The 16,147-nt window shown below is 68.6% G+C and carries 15 protein-coding genes; 12 read left to right on the top strand and 3 right to left on the bottom strand.

The features are described 5' to 3' along the window. Positions 1-1,172, top strand: a 1,172-nt coding sequence (locus tag ACK42S_RS02815) for a WS/DGAT domain-containing protein (RefSeq protein ID WP_409703014.1), incomplete at its 5' end; no start/stop codon positions are given. Between the two features lie 254 nt (positions 1,173-1,426). On the opposite strand, the gene ACK42S_RS02810 is transcribed toward ACK42S_RS02815, so the two are convergent. Next, on the bottom strand, positions 1,427-3,142 hold the full coding sequence (locus tag ACK42S_RS02810) for a tannase/feruloyl esterase family alpha/beta hydrolase (protein WP_409703012.1): 1,716 nt from the start codon (positions 3,140-3,142) through the stop codon (positions 1,427-1,429). A gap of 185 nt (positions 3,143-3,327) precedes the next feature. Here ACK42S_RS02810 and ACK42S_RS02805 point away from each other — a divergent pair, with 185 nt between their 5' ends. Continuing rightward, complete coding sequence (locus ACK42S_RS02805; protein ID WP_409703010.1) at positions 3,328-3,846, top strand: MarR family winged helix-turn-helix transcriptional regulator; 519 nt, start codon at positions 3,328-3,330, stop codon at positions 3,844-3,846. A 36-nt stretch (positions 3,847-3,882) separates the two neighbouring features. On the opposite strand, the gene ACK42S_RS02800 is transcribed toward ACK42S_RS02805, so the two are convergent. Continuing rightward, entirely contained in the window at positions 3,883-4,746 is an 864-nt protein-coding gene (locus ACK42S_RS02800) for an amidohydrolase family protein (RefSeq protein WP_409703008.1), read from the bottom strand. A 238-nt stretch (positions 4,747-4,984) separates the two neighbouring features. Here ACK42S_RS02800 and ACK42S_RS02795 point away from each other — a divergent pair, with 238 nt between their 5' ends. From ACK42S_RS02795 to ACK42S_RS02770, 6 genes are all read left to right on the top strand, one after another. Next, positions 4,985-5,797 (top strand): crotonase/enoyl-CoA hydratase family protein, encoded by an 813-nt coding sequence (locus tag ACK42S_RS02795; RefSeq protein ID WP_409703006.1) that lies wholly within the window; start codon positions 4,985-4,987, stop codon positions 5,795-5,797. Further along, positions 5,794-7,686 carry a feruloyl-CoA synthase gene (locus ACK42S_RS02790; RefSeq protein WP_409703004.1) on the top strand — a complete coding sequence of 631 codons (1,893 nt, stop codon included), beginning with the start codon at positions 5,794-5,796 and terminating at the stop codon, positions 7,684-7,686. Before ACK42S_RS02795 ends, ACK42S_RS02790 begins: the two co-directional genes overlap by 4 nt. After that, positions 7,683-8,447: an SDR family NAD(P)-dependent oxidoreductase gene (locus ACK42S_RS02785; protein WP_409703002.1), complete on the top strand. Its 765-nt coding sequence runs from the start codon at positions 7,683-7,685 to the stop codon at positions 8,445-8,447. Before ACK42S_RS02790 ends, ACK42S_RS02785 begins: the two co-directional genes overlap by 4 nt. A gap of 47 nt (positions 8,448-8,494) precedes the next feature. Continuing rightward, the gene (locus tag ACK42S_RS02780) at positions 8,495-9,481 is read left to right on the top strand and encodes a Bug family tripartite tricarboxylate transporter substrate binding protein (protein WP_409703000.1); all 987 of its coding nucleotides are present in this window, start codon (positions 8,495-8,497) and stop codon (positions 9,479-9,481) included. 114 nt (positions 9,482-9,595) lie between these two features. Then, positions 9,596-11,407 carry an acyl-CoA dehydrogenase gene (locus ACK42S_RS02775; RefSeq protein WP_409702998.1) on the top strand — a complete coding sequence of 604 codons (1,812 nt, stop codon included), beginning with the start codon at positions 9,596-9,598 and terminating at the stop codon, positions 11,405-11,407. 5 nt (positions 11,408-11,412) lie between these two features. Beyond that, a complete protein-coding gene (locus ACK42S_RS02770) occupies positions 11,413-11,928 on the top strand; it encodes a MarR family winged helix-turn-helix transcriptional regulator (protein WP_409703056.1) in 516 nt (171 codons plus the stop codon). A 320-nt stretch (positions 11,929-12,248) separates the two neighbouring features. Here ACK42S_RS02770 and ACK42S_RS02765 read toward each other — a convergent pair whose 3' ends face one another. Further along, entirely contained in the window at positions 12,249-13,175 is a 927-nt protein-coding gene (locus ACK42S_RS02765; RefSeq protein WP_409702996.1) for a LysR substrate-binding domain-containing protein, read from the bottom strand. Between the two features lie 114 nt (positions 13,176-13,289). Here ACK42S_RS02765 and pcaH point away from each other — a divergent pair, with 114 nt between their 5' ends. The 4 genes from pcaH to ACK42S_RS02745 all read left to right on the top strand — a co-directional run. Further along, a complete protein-coding gene (gene pcaH, locus ACK42S_RS02760) occupies positions 13,290-14,003 on the top strand; it encodes a protocatechuate 3,4-dioxygenase subunit beta (protein WP_409702994.1) in 714 nt (237 codons plus the stop codon). Next, positions 14,000-14,590 (top strand): protocatechuate 3,4-dioxygenase subunit alpha, encoded by a 591-nt coding sequence (pcaG, locus tag ACK42S_RS02755; protein WP_409702992.1) that lies wholly within the window; start codon positions 14,000-14,002, stop codon positions 14,588-14,590. The genes pcaH and pcaG overlap by 4 nt, the downstream gene beginning before the upstream one ends. Before the next feature lie 67 nt (positions 14,591-14,657). Next, positions 14,658-15,398 (top strand): c-type cytochrome, encoded by a 741-nt coding sequence (locus tag ACK42S_RS02750; protein ID WP_409702990.1) that lies wholly within the window; start codon positions 14,658-14,660, stop codon positions 15,396-15,398. Next, positions 15,395-16,147, top strand: a 753-nt coding sequence (locus ACK42S_RS02745) for a c-type cytochrome (protein ID WP_409702988.1), incomplete at its 3' end; no start/stop codon positions are given. The genes ACK42S_RS02750 and ACK42S_RS02745, both read left to right, overlap by 4 nt.

Raw genomic sequence — 16,147 nt, 5'->3', positions numbered from 1 at the left:
GCTGGCGGTCGTCGTCGCGGCGCGAGCGGTCGCCGGGGCAGGCCTGGAGGGCTCGCATCGCCGACTTGTCCGCCACCCCACTGGACCCGGCCCACCCGCTGTGGGAGCTGCGTCTGGTCGAAGACTTCGACGGCGGCAGCGTGCTGATCGCGCGCATCCACCACTGCATCGCCGACGGCATCGCGCTCATCACGGTGATGCTCTCGCTCACCGATGGCGGCAGCCTGCCCAAGCTGCGCGAGCCGCGGCCCGACGACGAGCGCGACTGGCTCAGCGACGCCGTGCTCAAGCCCCTGACCGACGTCACGGTCAAGGCCATCGGCCTGACCGGCCAGGGCATGGCCAAGTCGATGGAGCTGATGGCCCATCCTGGCCTGCCGCTGCAGGGATCGATCGACCTCGCGCGCATGGGCGTGCAGGTGGTGAGCGATGCCGCCGCCATTGCATTGATGAGCGACGACTCGCCCACACGGCTGAAGGGCAAGCCCGGCCCTTCCAAGCGCGTGGCCTGGGGCGAGCCTGTGCCGCTGGACGACGTGAAGGCCATCGGCAAGGCCCTGGGCTGCTCGGTGAACGACGTGGTGCTGGCCTGCGCGGCCGGGGCCATCGGCCGCTACCTGGCCGCGCACGGCGACGACCCGACGGGCAAAGACATCCGTGTCATGGTGCCGGTGAACCTGCGCCCGCTGGCCGAGGCCCATCAACTCGGCAACCGCTTCGGCCTGGTGCCGCTGGTGCTGCCCATCGGCATCGCCAACCCCATCGAACGCGTGTTGGCCGTGCGTGCGCGCATGGCTGAGCTCAAGGGCAGCTACCAGCCCTTGCTGGCCTTTGCCGTGCTGGCGATGGCAGGCCTTTTGATCAAGCCTGTGCAGCACACCTTGCTGAACTACTTCGCCCGCAAGGCCACGGCCGTGATGACCAACGTGCCCGGCCCGCGCGAGCCGCTCAAGTTCTGTGGCGCCACGCTCGAACAGGTGATGTTCTGGGTGCCCCAGTCCGGCGACATCGGCATGGGCTTGAGCATCCTCTCCTACGGCGGCGGCGTGCAGTTCGGCCTCATCACCGACCGCAAGCTCTGCCCCGACCCGCAGGCCATCACCGACCGGTTCCGCCAGGAGTTCGAGTCGCTGCTGATGGTGACTTTGATGCTGCCGTGGGGGGAAGAGTAAGGCGGCCAGCGACCGAAAAGACGTCGGCCCCCAACCGGGGGCCGACAGGTGTTGGCGGGCAAGACCGACTGCTGGCGCACTGCCTTGCAACCGGATGAGCGGGTGGCCTGGAGCCACCGGCTTTCCACACTCGGGTGGACTTGCCCGATGTCAGTATCGGACGTTGGCGCCCATCGTGGAGCCCCGCAATGCGGGGGGTGCGGCAGAATTTCACGCATCCTGCCGCTCATTTGGGGGGGAAGATCTGGCTGGCCTCAGCGACACACGAAGCTGTCGGCGTTGTCCAAACTGCCCGAGCCGCCGTAGCGGGCCACGAGGGGGTAAGGACACAGCGGTCGGCTGCGATCGGGGGCCCACTCGCCGGGCACTTCGGCATTCACACCCCCGGGGTTGCCAGCACCGCGGGCGCGAGCCTCGATGCGATCCGGTGCGATGCCTTGTTCGACCCACTGCACCAAAGGCGTGATCACGTCGAATTGATCGGTGGCGGGGCCGCCGCTGCAATGGCCCATGCCGGGCACGCGGAAAACGCGTGCGAAGTTGGAAGCATCGCCGCCATGGTTGGCGCTGAGCGATTCATACCAGCGGATGGTGTCGTCGACCGAAAAAATGGCGTCGGCCACCCCGTGGTAGACGAGCATCTTGGCACCCCGGTCACGCAGCGTGGACAGTTGGCTGGGGTTGGGCGGCGTCATGAAACTCATGGCCGATTCGGTGTAGCTCAGCGAGGTGCTGTGGATGTACTCGTACAGCGTGTCCACGGGTGTGTTCAAGGAAAACGCCGGGCCGTTGAAACCCACCGGATTTTCCGGCGGCGCCTTGAACACGATGCCCACGGCGCCTGAGTCGAGGGCCAGCGGCGCGGTGAACTCCCAAAAGCCCACACCGCTGCCGCTCAGACCGGGGTCGTAAGGAAAGCTCGCGTAAAAACGTGTGCCGCCGCTGGTGGTGGCGCCTGCGAACACTGAGGTGATGACTGCCTTTTGCTCGGCGCTCAGACAGCTGCCGTCGCGTGCACCGGTGCAGGTGGGCACATCGCGCGACAGATCGAAAGCCGCTTGACAGGCCGTGGTGTCTTGCACGAGACCATCGACGGCACCATCGAGCGCGTCACAGCGATCCAAGACGGCCTGAGCCACGAGCTGCCGCTCCACCGGTGTGAAGGCCGTGGACAGATTGGTGGGATCGGTGGCCACGGTGGCGTAACGCTGGGCCCCCCAGATGTTGGCCACGGCCGCCAAGGGCAGATTGAAGCCTGGCGCACCGACGAGATAACCGTCATAGTCTTGCGCGTAACGGGCGGCAGCCACCATCGCGTGGCGCCCGCCGTTGGAGCACCCGCCGATGTACGAACGATCAGGGGCCTTGCCATAGACGCGCCGGATGGCCTCTTTGGCCATCGGGGTGAGCTTGCCCACGGCTTGATAGCCGTAGTCCAGGCGCGCTTGCGGATCACGCCCGAACGAGGGGTTTTGCGAGGCGCTGTGCCCTGCATCCGAGCTGAGCACGGCAAATCCTTGATGCAAGGCGTGGGTGAGTGGTCCGCCGCCGAAGCTGCCGGTGGCCGTCACGACATTGCCATCCAGGCCGCCATTGGCTTGGTAGAAAAAGCGCCCGTTCCACGCGCGCGGCAAACGCATTTCGAAGCCGATGGCATAGCGGGCGCCATCGATGGGGCCGGTGCGCTCGAACATGTGGCCCGTGACCAGGCAGTGCTCGGCCACGGGCTGTCCTCCGACGCTCAAGCTTCCCGCTGCGACGAGTGCAGCCGACGTGATGCGGGTGTTGGGCAGGCTGGCCAGCGTGTCGGACAAGGTCTCGCAGGCGCCCGCATAGGTGGCCGGCACGGCCGGGCTCAGCCGGGGTATCTGCGGCTGCGCAGAAGAGCCGCCACCGCAGGCGGTGAAGCTCAGGGCCCACAAGGCCAGGCCGCAGGCCATCGCGGTCCGTTGGATGGGCGAGTCAGGCATGAGTTTGTCTCCTTCTTGGATGTCGAATGCAAGTCGTTCATGACGAGCGAGCTCGCCCTGAACATTAGTTAAGTTAATTAATAACCAGGGCGATCGAGAGGGGTGCTTACCCTAAGTGCCCATAAGAATCGTTCAGCTACTGCATCATGTGGGCAGAGGTCTGGCGAGCCGGCACAATCCGGGACATGCCCTCCAAGCGGTTTCATCGCGCAGACACCACACCGGCCGGCCGTCTCGAAGAGGCCCGGCTGCATGACGTACTGGGTTACCAGATGGCGCAAGCAGCCATCGTCACCGACGCCGTTTTCAAGGCCCAGGTGGGGCAACCTTTCGGATTGCGCCCGGTGGAGTACACCGTGCTGACGCTGATCGTCGAGAACCCCGGCGGCTCGCTGGCCCGTCTGGCGCGGGCGCTGGCGGTGACGGCGCCCAACATCACGATGTGGATCGATCGCTTGGAGTCCCGAGGGTTGGTGCGGCGCACACCCAGCGCCAACGACCGGCGTTCACTGCTGCTGTATGCCACGCCGCAAGGGCAGGCTTTGGCACGCGCGGCCACGCAGCGCATCCTCGATGCCGAGCGTCAGGCCATGGCTGCGCATTTGACGGCGGGCGAGCATGCCATCTTGCTGGAGTTGCTCCACAAGGTGGCTTGCGCGCGCGCCGCCGTCTCCGGCGATGGTGCGGCCTCGTCGGACGTCTGAGCGCACTCGACGGGTCTTGGCCGCCTGGCTTGCTCGTCACGCGAGGCCCAACAGCCGCTTTGCATTGTCCTTCAAGATCAGTGGCTTGACCTCGTCGCGAAAGCCTGCTGCCTCGAAGTCTTTCATCCAGCGGTCGGGCGTGATCAGCGGGTAGTCGCTGCCGAAGAGCACGCGGTCCTTCAGCAGGGTGTTGGCGTACTGCACCAGTTGGGCCGGGAAGTACTTGGGGCTCCAGCCTGACAGGTCGATCCACACATTGGGCTTGTGCATGGCCACACTCAGCGCCTCATCCTGCCAGGGCCAGGACGGGTGGGCGATGACGATCTGCATGTCGGGGAAGTGGATCGCCACGTCGTCCAGGTGCATGGGGTTGGAGTACTCCAGCCGCAGCCCGCCGCCGCAGCGCATGCCCGAGCCGATGCCCGAATGGCCGCTGTGGAAGATGGCCGGCAGCTTGTGCTCGGCAATCACTTCGTACAGCGGCCAGGCCATGCGGTCGTAGGGGTGGAAGCCCTGTACCGTGGGGTGGAACTTGAAGCCCTTGACGCCGTGCTCCTCGATCAGCTTGCGGGCCTCGCGCGCCCCCATCTTGCCCTTGTGCGGGTCCACGGAGGCGAAGGCGATCATGATGTCGCTGTTCTTCTGGGCGGCTTCGGCGATCTCTTCGTTCGGGATGCGCCGCCGGCCCAGCTGGGCCTCGGCGTCGACCATGAACATCACCAGCCCGATGTTGCGCTCGCGGTAGTAGGCGATGCTCTCGTCGATGGTGGGGCGCCGGCTCGAGCGGAAGTACTTGTCCGCGGCCCGGTCGTACTCTTCGCCATAGCTGTCATAGGGGTTCCAGCAGGACACCTCGGCATGGGTGTGGACGTCGATCGCGATGAGGTTTTCGGTCTTCACGGGCGGGCTCCGGATGGCGGCTCAATTACTTCAATAAAGTAACAAAAATGGTGAGCCTTGGGATCGTACGCCTGCGAGGCAGGATCGGCCGGTGTAACCCCGCACATCCCCCGGAAATGCCAGGGAAATCCCTGATATCTGAGATCTGTGGCGGGGCGTCTGGGATCTGGTTCGCGGGTAAACCCTTGATCTAGGATTTGGCAAATTGCTTATTCTTGTTAATCAATTGATCGACATCATGCCCATGCCTTCCGAGACCGCCTCCAACGCCGTGCTGGCCGCCCTTGATCTGCTCAAGATCGAGCACGACGGCCCGGTGACCCATGTGCGCCTGAACCGCCCGGCCAAGCGCAACGCGCTGAGCGACACCCTGGTGGCCCAGCTCCACACCTGCTTCATCCACTTACCCGAGAACACGCGTGCCGTGGTGCTCAGCGGCGAGGGCGAGCACTTCTGCGCCGGGCTCGACCTGTCCGAGCTGGCCGAGCGCAGCGTGGCCGAGGGCATCGAGCATTCACGCACCTGGCATGCGGCTTTCGAGCAGGTCCAGTTCGGCCGCGTGCCGGTGGTGGCCGTGCTGCACGGCGCGGTGGTGGGCGGCGGCCTGGAGCTGGCGGCAGCCACCCACATCCGCGTGGCCGAGGACTCCACGTTCTACGGCCTGCCCGAAGGACAGCGCGGCCTCTTCGTCGGCGGCGGCGGCTCGGCGCGCGTGCCGCGGCTGATCGGTGTGTCGCGCATGACCGACATGATGCTCACCGGGCGTGTGCTCGACGCCGACGAGGGGCAGGCCGCCGGCCTGTCGCACTACCGCGTGGGCGACGGCCAGGGCGTGGCCAAGGCGATGGAGCTGGCACGCAGGATCGCCAGCAATGCGCCGTTGTCGAACTTTGCGGTGATGCAGGCCCTGCCGCGCATCGCCGAGATGTCGCAGGCCCAGGGCTTGTTCGTCGAGTCGCTCACCGCGGCCATCGCCCAGGGCGACCCGGCCGCCAAGGACCGCATGCGCGCCTTCCTGGAAGGCAAGGCGGGCAAGGTGGGCAAGTCATGACGCGCTACCGTGCCACGCCGGTCGGGGCTTGCCTGTCGGCCACCGTGGAGCGCCGACCGGATGGCAGCGTCGTGCTGCGCTCCACCGAGGCCTTGCAGCCCTACCCGGCGCGTCTGACCGACCGCCTGGAGCACTGGGCCCGCGTGGCGCCCGACCGCACGCTGGTCGCCCAGCGCGAGCGGCGGCCCGACGGCACGCGCGGCCCCTGGCGTCACCTGAGCTACGACCGGATGCTTGCGCGCGCCCAGGCCGTGGGCCAGGCGCTCGTGCTGCGCGGGCTGTCGCCGCAGCGCCCGGTGGCCATCCTGTCCGACAACGACCTGGAGCATCTCACGCTGGCGCTGGGGGCGATGTGGGCCGGCATCCCCTACACACCGGTCTCGCCGGCGTACTCGCTGGTGTCGCAGGACTTCGGCAAGCTGCGCCACATCCTGGACACCGTCACGCCAGGCCTGGTGTTCGCGTCCGACGCGCGCTTTGGCCGCGCCATCGAGGCGGTGGTCGGGCCGGACGTGGAGGTGGTCCTCACCGAGGGCCAGCTTCCCGGCCGGCGCGTCACGCCCTTTGCCGCGCTGCTCGACACGGCGCCCGGCGCCGAGGTGGAGGCCGCTCACGCCAAGGTCGGGCCCGACACCATCGTCAAGTTCCTCTTCACCTCGGGGTCCACCAAGGCACCCAAGGGGGTGGTCAACACCCAGCGCATGCTCTGCGCCAACCAGCAGATGAAGCGCCAGGCCTTTCCCTTTCTGGCCGACGAGCCGCCGGTCTTCGTGGACTGGCTGCCCTGGAACCACACCTTTGGCGGCAACCACAACACGGGGCTTGCGATCTACAACGGTGGCACGCTCTACATCGACGAGGGCAAGCCCACGGCAGCCGGAATCGCCGAGACGCTGCGCAACCTGCGCGAGATCTCGCCCACGATGTACTTCAACGTGCCCAAGGGTTTCGAGGAGATCGCCGCGGCGATGGAAGACGACGCGGTGCTGCGTGAGTCGCTGTTCCGCAGGGTCAAGGCCTTCATGTTCGCCGGCGCGGGCTTGAGCCAGGCCGTGTGGGACCAGCTCGACCGCCTGGCCGAGCGCACCGTGGGCGAACGCATCCCGATCTTCACCGGCCTGGGCATGACCGAGACCGCACCTTCATGCACCTTTGCGCTCAGAGCGGGCGAAGTGCGCTCGGGCCACATCGGCCTGCCTTGCCCGGGCGTGGAGGTGAAGCTCGTGCCCGACGGCGATGCCCGGTATGGCAAGACCGAGATCCGCTTCCGTGGCCCCAACGTGATGCCGGGCTACTGGCGTCAACCGGAGCTCAGCGCCGAGGCCTTCGACGAGGAGGGCTACTACCGCACCGGCGACGCCGTAAAGTGGGTGGACCCGGCCGATCCGCAGAAGGGTCTGCTCTTCGACGGCCGTATCGCCGAGGACTTCAAGCTCTCCACCGGCACCTTCGTCAGCGTGGGCCCGCTGCGCGCGAGGATCATCGCGCTGGGGGCGCCCTGCGTGCAGGACGCCGTGATCACGGGCCTGAACCGCGACGAGATCGGCATGCTGGTCTTCCCCCGCGTGGACGAATGCCGCAAGTTGGCTGGATTGGGCACCCACGTGCCAGTGCCCGAGGTGCTGCATCACCCGGTGGTGCGCGAATTCTTCCAGGCGCTGGTCGATCGTCTGTGGCGCGAGGGCACCGGCAGCGCCAACCGGGTGGCGCGTGCCCATGTGCTCGTCGAGCCCCCCTCGATCGACCAGGGCGAGATCACCGACAAGGGCTCGATCAACCAACGCGCGGTGCTGCGTTGCCGCGAAGCGCTGGTCGAGGCGCTGTACCGGGGCCAGGCCGGCGACCCCGATGTGATTCTTCCCCGCAAGGACTGGCAGGACCGACGATGAAGATTTCCGGATTGGCAGCGCTCGTGACGGGCGCCGGCTCGGGCCTGGGCGCCGAAACCGCCCGCGAACTGGCCCGGCGTGGCGCCAAGGTGGCCGTGCTCGACATCAACGAGGCGGCGGCGAAGGCCGTGGCGGCCGAGATCGGCGGCCTGGCGCTGCGTTGTGACATCACTGACAGCGCGAGCGTGAACGCCGCGCTCGATGCCGCCCGCGAAGCCTACGGCCCTGCGCGCATGCTGATGAACGTGGCGGGCATCGGCGGTGCGCGGCGCCTGGTGGGCAAGGACGGCACGCCCATGCCCCTCGAAGACTTCCAGCGCATCGTGAACGTCAACCTGGTGGGCACCTTCAACGTGATCCGCCTCGTGGCCGCGCAGATGCTCAAGCTCGAAGCGCTGGACGACGGTGAGCGCGGGGTGATCGTCAACACGGCGTCGGTGGCGGCCTACGATGGCCAGGTGGGTCAGGAGGCCTATGCCGCGTCGAAGGGCGGCATCGTCTCGCTCACGCTGCCGCTGGCGCGTGACCTCGCCCAGTTCGGCGTGCGCGTGTGCACGATCGCGCCGGGGCTCTTCCTCACGCCGCTGCTGCACGAGTTGCCCCAGGAGGTGCAGCAGTCGCTGGCCGCCTCCATTCCCTTCCCGAAGCGCCTGGGCAAGCCCGAGGAGTTTGCCCGGCTTGCCGCGCACATCGTCACCAACGCCTCGCTCAACGGCGAGGTCATCCGCCTGGACGGCGCCTTGCGCCTGCCACCGCGCTGAAGCGGCCGTCCGATTCCTGATCGACCCCCCCAACAGAGGAGACAAGCATGATCGATCGCAGACAGTTCCTGGCCTATGGCGGTGCCGCCGCGGCCACGGGTCTCGGGTTCGCCCCGGGGCCGAGCCTGGCCCAGCCCCTGGACACCGCGCGCGTGCTGTGCGGCTTTCCGGCCGGCGGCACCACCGACGCGGTCTCGCGCCGCGTGGCCGACAAATTGCGCGGCAGCTATGCGCGCGTGGCCCTGGTCGAGAACAAGCCCGGGGCGGGCGGCCGGCTGGCGGTCGAAGAACTCAAGCGCAGTCCCAACGACGGAGCCCATCTGCTGCTCACACCGGCAGCGATGATCACGCTGTACCCGCACATCTACCGCTCGCTCAGCTACACACCCGACGACGTGACCCCGGTGTGCACGGCCGGCACCATTGTCTTCGGTTTCGGCGTGGGGCCGGCCGTGCCCGAGTCGGTGAAGGACATCAAGGGCTACCTGGAGTGGGCCAAGGCCAACCCCGCGGGCGCCAACTATGGGTCGCCCGGCGCAGGCTCGCCGCCGCACTTCCTGGGGGCCCTGCTGTCCAAGGAAAGTGGCGTGCCGCTCAACCACGTGCCCTACCGCGGCTCGGCCCCCGGCATCCAGGACCTGCTGGGTGGCCAGGTGGCGGCCTTCTCGTCGCCGGTGGGCGACTACCTGCCCCATCTGGCCAGCGGCCGCCTGCGCCTGCTCGCCACCTCGGGGGCCACGCGCTCGCGATTTGCGCCCCAGGTGCCCACTTACACCGAGCAGGGCTTCAAGGCGCTGGAGATGAACGAGTGGTACGGCTTCTTCCTGCCCGGCAAAGCCTCGGCGGAAGTGACGCAGCGTGCCGCCCAAGCCATCAAGGCCGCGGTGAGTGCGCCCGACGTGATCGAGGCCTTCGCCCAACTGGGCGTGGAGGCGGGCGCGACCACGCCGGCCGAACTGGCCGCAGCCGTCAAACGCGAGAATGCTGCGTGGGGCCCCATCGTGAACCGCGTGGGCTTCAAGCCGGAGGCTTGAGGGCTCACGACCCCCCCTGCGCACTTCGCGGCGTTCAGCCCCCCCTCGAGGGGGCGGCACCCGCGGACCGGCCGAGCCGGATCCGCGGTGTCTGCTGGCAAGAAGTGCCCCAGCATGTTTTGCGTCCTGTTCCCGATGTGGTCTTATATTCCGCCGCTGCGTGAGCTGCAGTTTGTCCTGGAAGACCTGCTGGACGCCCCTGCGCGGTGGGCGAGCCTGCCGCCCTATGCCGATGCCGACGCCGCCACCGTGCGGCAGGTGCTGGAAGAGGCCGGCCGCTTTGCAGCCGGCGTGCTGGCGCCGCTGAATGCCATCGGCGACCGCGAGGGCTGCACCTGGCACGGCGGCGAGGTGCGCACACCGCCTGGCTTCCATCAGGCCTACCGGGCCTATGTCCAGGCCGGTTGGCCGGCGCTGGCGTGCAGCCCCGAGTGGGGCGGGCAGGGGCTGCCTCTTGGTCTGCATCTGGCGCTCAACGAGATGTTGCACAGCGCCAACCATGCCTGGGCCATGTACCCGGGCTTGGCTCATGGGGCCTACGAGTGTCTGCGCTCGCACGGCACGCCCGAGCTGCAACAGCGCTATCTGCCGCGCATCGTCAGCGGCGAGTGGCTGGCCACGATGTGCCTGACCGAAGCCCAGGCCGGCTCGGACCTGGGCCTGGTGCGCACACGGGCCGAACCCGTCGGGGTGGCGGCCGATGCCATCGAATCCGGCGGCGAAGTGAAGGTGAGCGGCAGCAAGATCTTCATCTCCGGCGGCGAACACGACCTCACCGACAACATCGTGCACCTCGTGCTGGTGCGCCTGCCCGATGCCCCACCGGGCAGCCGGGGCTTGTCGCTGGCGCTGGTGCCGAAGATCCTGCCCGGCGGACAGCGCAATGCCGTGCATTGCGACGGCATCGAGCACAAGATGGGCATCCGCGGCAGCGCCACCTGCGTGCTGCGCTTCGACGGCGCCACGGGCTGGCTGGTGGGTGAGCCCCATCGCGGGCTGGCCGCGATGTTCGTGATGATGAACGCCGCCCGCCTGCTGGTGGGCGTTCAGGGTCTGGGCCACCTGGAGATGGCGCGCCAGAATGCCTGGCGCTATGCGCAGCAGCGGTATCAGTCGCGTGCGCCTGGCCGCCGTGACGGCCCCACCAGCGCGATTGCCGAACATCCCGCGGTGCAGCGCACGTTGTGGCGGCTGGAGGCCCTGGCTCAAGGCCAGCGCCTGCTGGCCCTGGCCACGGCGGTGTGGCTGGACGAGGCCGAGCACCACGTCGAACCAGCGCTGCGCGGACGGGCCCGGCGGCTGGTGGAGTTCCTCACCCCGGTGGTCAAGGCCTTTCTCACCGACACGGCCCACCATGCCGTCAATGCGGCGCTGCAGGTCTGGGGAGGTCACGGCTACCTGCGCGACCACGGCATCGAGCAGGCGGTGCGCGACAGCCGCATCACGATGATCTACGAGGGCAGCAACGAGATCCAGGCGATCGACCTGCTGCAGCGCAAGCTCTTCGAGGATGGCTGCCACCGCTTCGCCGAGGTCATGGGCGTGATCGACCGGGAGATCGAGGCCGCCCGCGCCGAACCGGTGCGGGCCGACGGTCCCGAGCTGCAGCCTCTGGCGGCCGTGTTGCAGGCACAGGTGGATGCCTTGCGCGAGGCCACGGCCCGTCTCTACGTGGGCCGGCAGGACGACCCGACCTGGGCCTACCGCGTGGCCGACGATTACCTGCAGGCCTTCGGCTGGGTCCTGATGGGCTGGGCCTGGTTGCGCACGGCGCGCTGTACCGCCCCCCGCCGCGCCGATGCCGGCTACGCCACCCGGTTCGATGCGGCACGCTACGGCCTGGAGTGGTTGCTGCCCGAAGCGGGTTGGCGGCTGCAGCAGGTGGGGCGACGCCAGGCCAGGCTGCCGGTGTCCCAGCCCGGGTGAAGACCATGGTCTTGGACGGGCGCGACGCCCAGTACACTGGCGCGGCCATGACCAGCCCGCCCGCCAGCGACCCCATCCACCACGGCCTCGATGCGACCTGCCTGCGCCATGTGCTGGGCTACCAGCTCGCCCAGGCCGAGGTGCCCACGCGCAAGATCTTCTTCAAGCACATCGGCGAGCCGCTGCAGCTGCGCCCGGTGGAGTTCACCATCCTGATGCTGGTGCTGCACAACACCGACGTCACGCAAAAGCAGCTCGCCCAGGCGCTGGCCGTGTCGGCGCCCAACACCACCATCTTGCTCGACCGGCTGGAGGAACGCGAGCTGATCACCCGCGTGCGCAGCGAGGCCGACCGCCGCGCCCAGCACGTGCGCCTCACCCGCAAGGGCCAGGTCCTGGCGAAGAAGGCCTACGAGGTGTCGCTCACGATGGAGCAGGACCTGCTGCGCCATCTCAGCCAGGCCGAGCGCGCGATCCTGATCGAGCTGCTGCAGAAAGTGGCGCGGCATCGAAGAGTCTGAGCGCCTCGCATGTTGGGCAGTACTAGGGGAGTCATGTCTTCGCTGCCACGGGCGTGAGGGCAGCCTCGGGCGGAGTCGCTGGTGCGATCGTGGGGATGGCCGGCGGCGGAGCGGCTTTCCAGCCTCCTGCATCCCCCCTGTCGATCAACTGGGGCGAGGCCGCAGGCCGTGCGCCAGGCCATCGGGCAGCCGCTGCGCAAGGGGGTGGGGTGGTGAGGGGGCGGGCAACGCAGGCTTGCGCCGTGACCTGAGCGCGATTCGGTACGACAGTCGGGTCTTCCAGGGCGGTGAGGGAGTGGACGGGCGACCACCGGGGTGATTCACCACCGCCGCTGTCGTCGCTGCGCCTGCTCACGCACCGCCGCGCGTACCGCCTGCAGGGCTGGCGAAGGCTGTGCCTCGCTGCGCATCAGCCAGCCCACCGGCTCCTCGGTGCCGGCCAGGGTCAGCGGCAGGCGCACCAGCACGCCGCGCTCGAGGTCGGCCTCGGCCGCGCCCAGCGGCGTGAACCACAGCGCATCGCTGCTGGCGGCCAGCTCGCGGCCCAGTGACACCGACAGGGTCTCGAACACCATGCCCTGCGGCACCACCCCCTGGCTTTGCAGCCAACTGTCCGCGTTGTGGCGGATCATCGTGTCGGCCAGCGGCAGGATCCAATCGTGGACCGCCAGGTGTGCGGGGGTCGGTCGGCGCTTGTGCCGTAGCGGGTGGTCGGGCCTGACCGCAACGATCAGCGGCTCGGCGTAGAGGTGCTCGAAGGTCAGGCCCTGCAGCCGCTCGGGTTCCGACAGTCGGCCCACCACGGCGTCGAGCGCACCCTGTTGCAGCCGGGCCAGCAATTCGTGGTTCGCCCCGGTCTCGATGCGCACCGTGGTGCCGCCGGGCAGGTCCGGCGAGCGCAGGCCGGCAGCCACGATGGCATTCACCACGGTGGGCAGTGCGCCCAGGCGCAGCACGGTGGGGGCTTGGCCGGGGGCCACGCTCTCCAACGCCTGGTCCAGCGCAGCCATCACCTGGCTGGCATGTCGCAGGAAGCCCTGGCCGGCGGGCGTGAGCCGCGCACCGCGCCGGCCGCGTTCGAACAGGCGCAGGCCCAGCAGGTCTTCCAGGTCGGCCAGGGTCTTGGTCACTGCGGGCTGGCTGATGGCCAGCGCCTGCGCCGCCCGTCCCAGATGCCCCAGCCGCGCCACGGCCAGGAAGCAGTGCAAGTGACGCAGTTGCAGGCGGTGGGCTCGGGGCAGGTTCATTCGATAACTCCTTTGAATGAATTATCGAACGAGACTTCAATTTACATAACCATTGGTGATGCTTAGAGTTTTGACGTTTGTCACCCCTGACAGCCCCACGAGGAGACTCCCCCGATGAGCGAGACCGTGACGCTGCGCCCCCGAGACTGGGACAGCCACCCCCCCTATCTCCACCCCGATTACAAGTCCACCGTACTGCGCGGCCCCACGAAGCCGCTGCTGCCGATGAAGGACCAGTTGCGCCAGCTGCGCGCGCCGGTGTACGGCCACGACGCCATCGGCGCGCTGGACCACGACCTCACGCGCAATGCCGCGAAGAACGGTGCGCCGCTGGGCGAGCGCATCGTGGTCACCGGCCGCGTGCTCGACGAGCGCGGCCGACCGGTGCGCAACACCCTGATCGAGATCTGGCAGGCCAATGCCGCCGGTCGTTACGTGCACAAGGTCGACCAGCACGACGCACCGCTTGACCCCAACTTCCTGGGCGCCGGGCGCACGCTCACCGACAGTGAGGGCCGCTACAAGTTCTACACCATCAAGCCCGGGGCCTATCCCTGGGGCAATCATCCGAATGCCTGGCGGCCCAACCACATCCATTTCTCGCTCTTTGGCGAGTACTTCGCCAGCCGCCTGGTCACGCAGATGTACTTCCCCGGCGACCCGCTGCTCGCGTTCGACCCCATCTTCCAGGGCACGCCCGAGCGTGCGCGCGACCGACTGATCTCGAAGTTTTCGCTCGACGTGACCGAACCCGACTTCGCGCTGGGCTATGTCTTTGACATCGTCTTGCGCGGCCCGAACGAAACGCCGATGGAGACACCGCGATGAGCTCTGTGCTTGGACAGACCCCTTCCCAGACCGTCGGCCCCTATTTCGCCTATGGCCTGACGCCGCGCCAGTACTTCTATGACCATGGCAGCGCCTACTCCCCGGTGCTGGCCCAGCCGCAGGCCGAGGGCGAGCACATCACGGTGACCGGCCGCGTGCTCGACGGAGCGGGTCAGCCCATCAACGACGCGATGATCGAGATCGCCCAGCTCGACGCCCGGGGGCGCGAGGTCACCAGCGCCGAACAGGCCAAGGCCTGGGGCTTTACCGGCTTCGGCCGTTGCGGCACCGGCACCGATGCACAACAGCGCTTTGCCTTCACCACCGTGAAGCCCGGCGCGGTGGCCGGCGAGGCTCCGCACATCGACGTCATCGTCTTCATGAGGGGCCTGCTCAGCCATGCCTTCACGCGCCTGTACTTCGAAGACGAAGCCGCGGCCAACGCCAAGGACGCCGTGCTGCAGGCCGTGCCGGCGCAACGCCGCGCCACGCTGATCGCGCGCCGCGAGGTGCAGCCCGGCGGCGTGGTCTATCACTTCGACATCCACATGCAGGGCGACCAGGAGACGGTGTTCTTCGACCTGTGAGCCCGGCCCGGTGTCCGCAGGTTCTCGCCCGTGGGAGGAAGGGGCTGAGGCTGGCTAGACTTGGCCCATGTCTGCCGTGCCCCGCTTTCTCAAGGGGCTGAGGCTGTCGGCGACCTTGCTGTGCATGGCAGGGGTCGTGGCTCAGGCTCAGCCCATCGACCGCCCCGATCCGGCTTCGATGGCCGCCCGCGTGCAGGCCTGCGTGGCTTGCCATGGTGCCCAGGGGCGCGCCACGCGCGAGGGCTACTTCCCGCGTATTGCGGGCAAGCCCGCGCTGTACCAGTACCACCAGTTGCTGCACTTCCGCGACGGGCGCCGTCAGTACGGCGCGATGAGTCACCTGCTGCAGCACCTGAGCGATGACTACCTGCGCGAGATCGCCGGCCACTTCGCGGCGCTGGATCTGCCGTACCCTCCCACGCCTCCGATCGCGTTGACGCCATTGCAGCGATCGCGCGGCGAGCAGCTTGTGCGCGTGGGCGACCCAGCGCGTGGCATTCCGGCCTGCGCAAGCTGCCACGGGCAGACCTTGGTGGGCATCGCGCCCGCATTGCCCGGTCTGCTGGGCCTGCCGCGCGACTACCTCAACGCCCAGCTCGGTGCCTGGCGCGTGGGCACGCGCCGCGCCTTCGAGCCCGACTGCATGGCCCGCATCGCCAAGGCCCTGGACGAGCAGGACATCAGTGCCGTCTCGGGCTGGCTGGCCAACCAGCCCCTGCCCACGCCCGCCCGGCCCGAGCCCACGCTGACCCGGCCGCTGCCGATCGACTGTGGCGGGGTGCCGGCCCCCCAGGAGGCGCGTCGATGAAGCGCCTGCTGATCTCCCTGGGCAGCCTGCTCGTCCTGATGCTGCTGCTGGCGGCCGGGGTCATCGTCCTGAACCTGCGCGGCGAAGATCCGATTCGCCAGACCGAGCCGCCGGCCGTGCTCGACGCCGCCCAGGTGGAGCGGGGCCGCTACCTTGCCCTGGCCGGCAACTGCGCAAGCTGCCACACCGAGCGCGGTGGTGCTCCCTATGCGGGGGGGCATGGCATTCCCACGCCGTTTGGCACCGTCTTCGCCGGCAACCTCACGCCCGACGAGGCCACGGGCCTCGGGCGCTGGAGCGCCGATCATTTCTGGCGCGCGATGCGCAATGGCCGCTCGCGTGATGGCCGCCTGCTCTACCCGGCCTTCCCGTATGCGCACTACACGTTGCTCACGCGCGAAGACAGCGATGCCCTCTATGCCTGGCTGCGCAGCCTGCCGCCGGTCGCGCAGGCCAACAAGCCGCACGAGCTGCGCTTTCCGGTCAACACCCAGGCGGCGCTGGCCGTGTGGCGCGCGCTCTTCTTCACCCCGCAGCGCTTCGAGCCCGATGCCTCGCGCGATGCGGCCTGGAACCGCGGCGCCTACCTCGTGCGTGGCCTGGGCCATTGCGCAGCCTGCCATGCCGAGCGCAACGTGCTGGGGGCGACCACTGGCCGCTTCGAGCTGGGGGGCGGGCTGATGCCGGTGCAGAACTGGTACGCGCGCTCGCTGGCCCGTGCCGACGAGGCCAGCGTGGCCGACTGGCCG

The sequence above is a fragment of the Caldimonas sp. genome (assembly GCF_046289365.1).
GTDB lineage: Bacteria > Pseudomonadota > Gammaproteobacteria > Burkholderiales > Burkholderiaceae_C > Caldimonas.
Note: the sequence above shows the minus strand (reverse complement) of the source record. Positions and strands in the feature narration are given on the sequence as shown.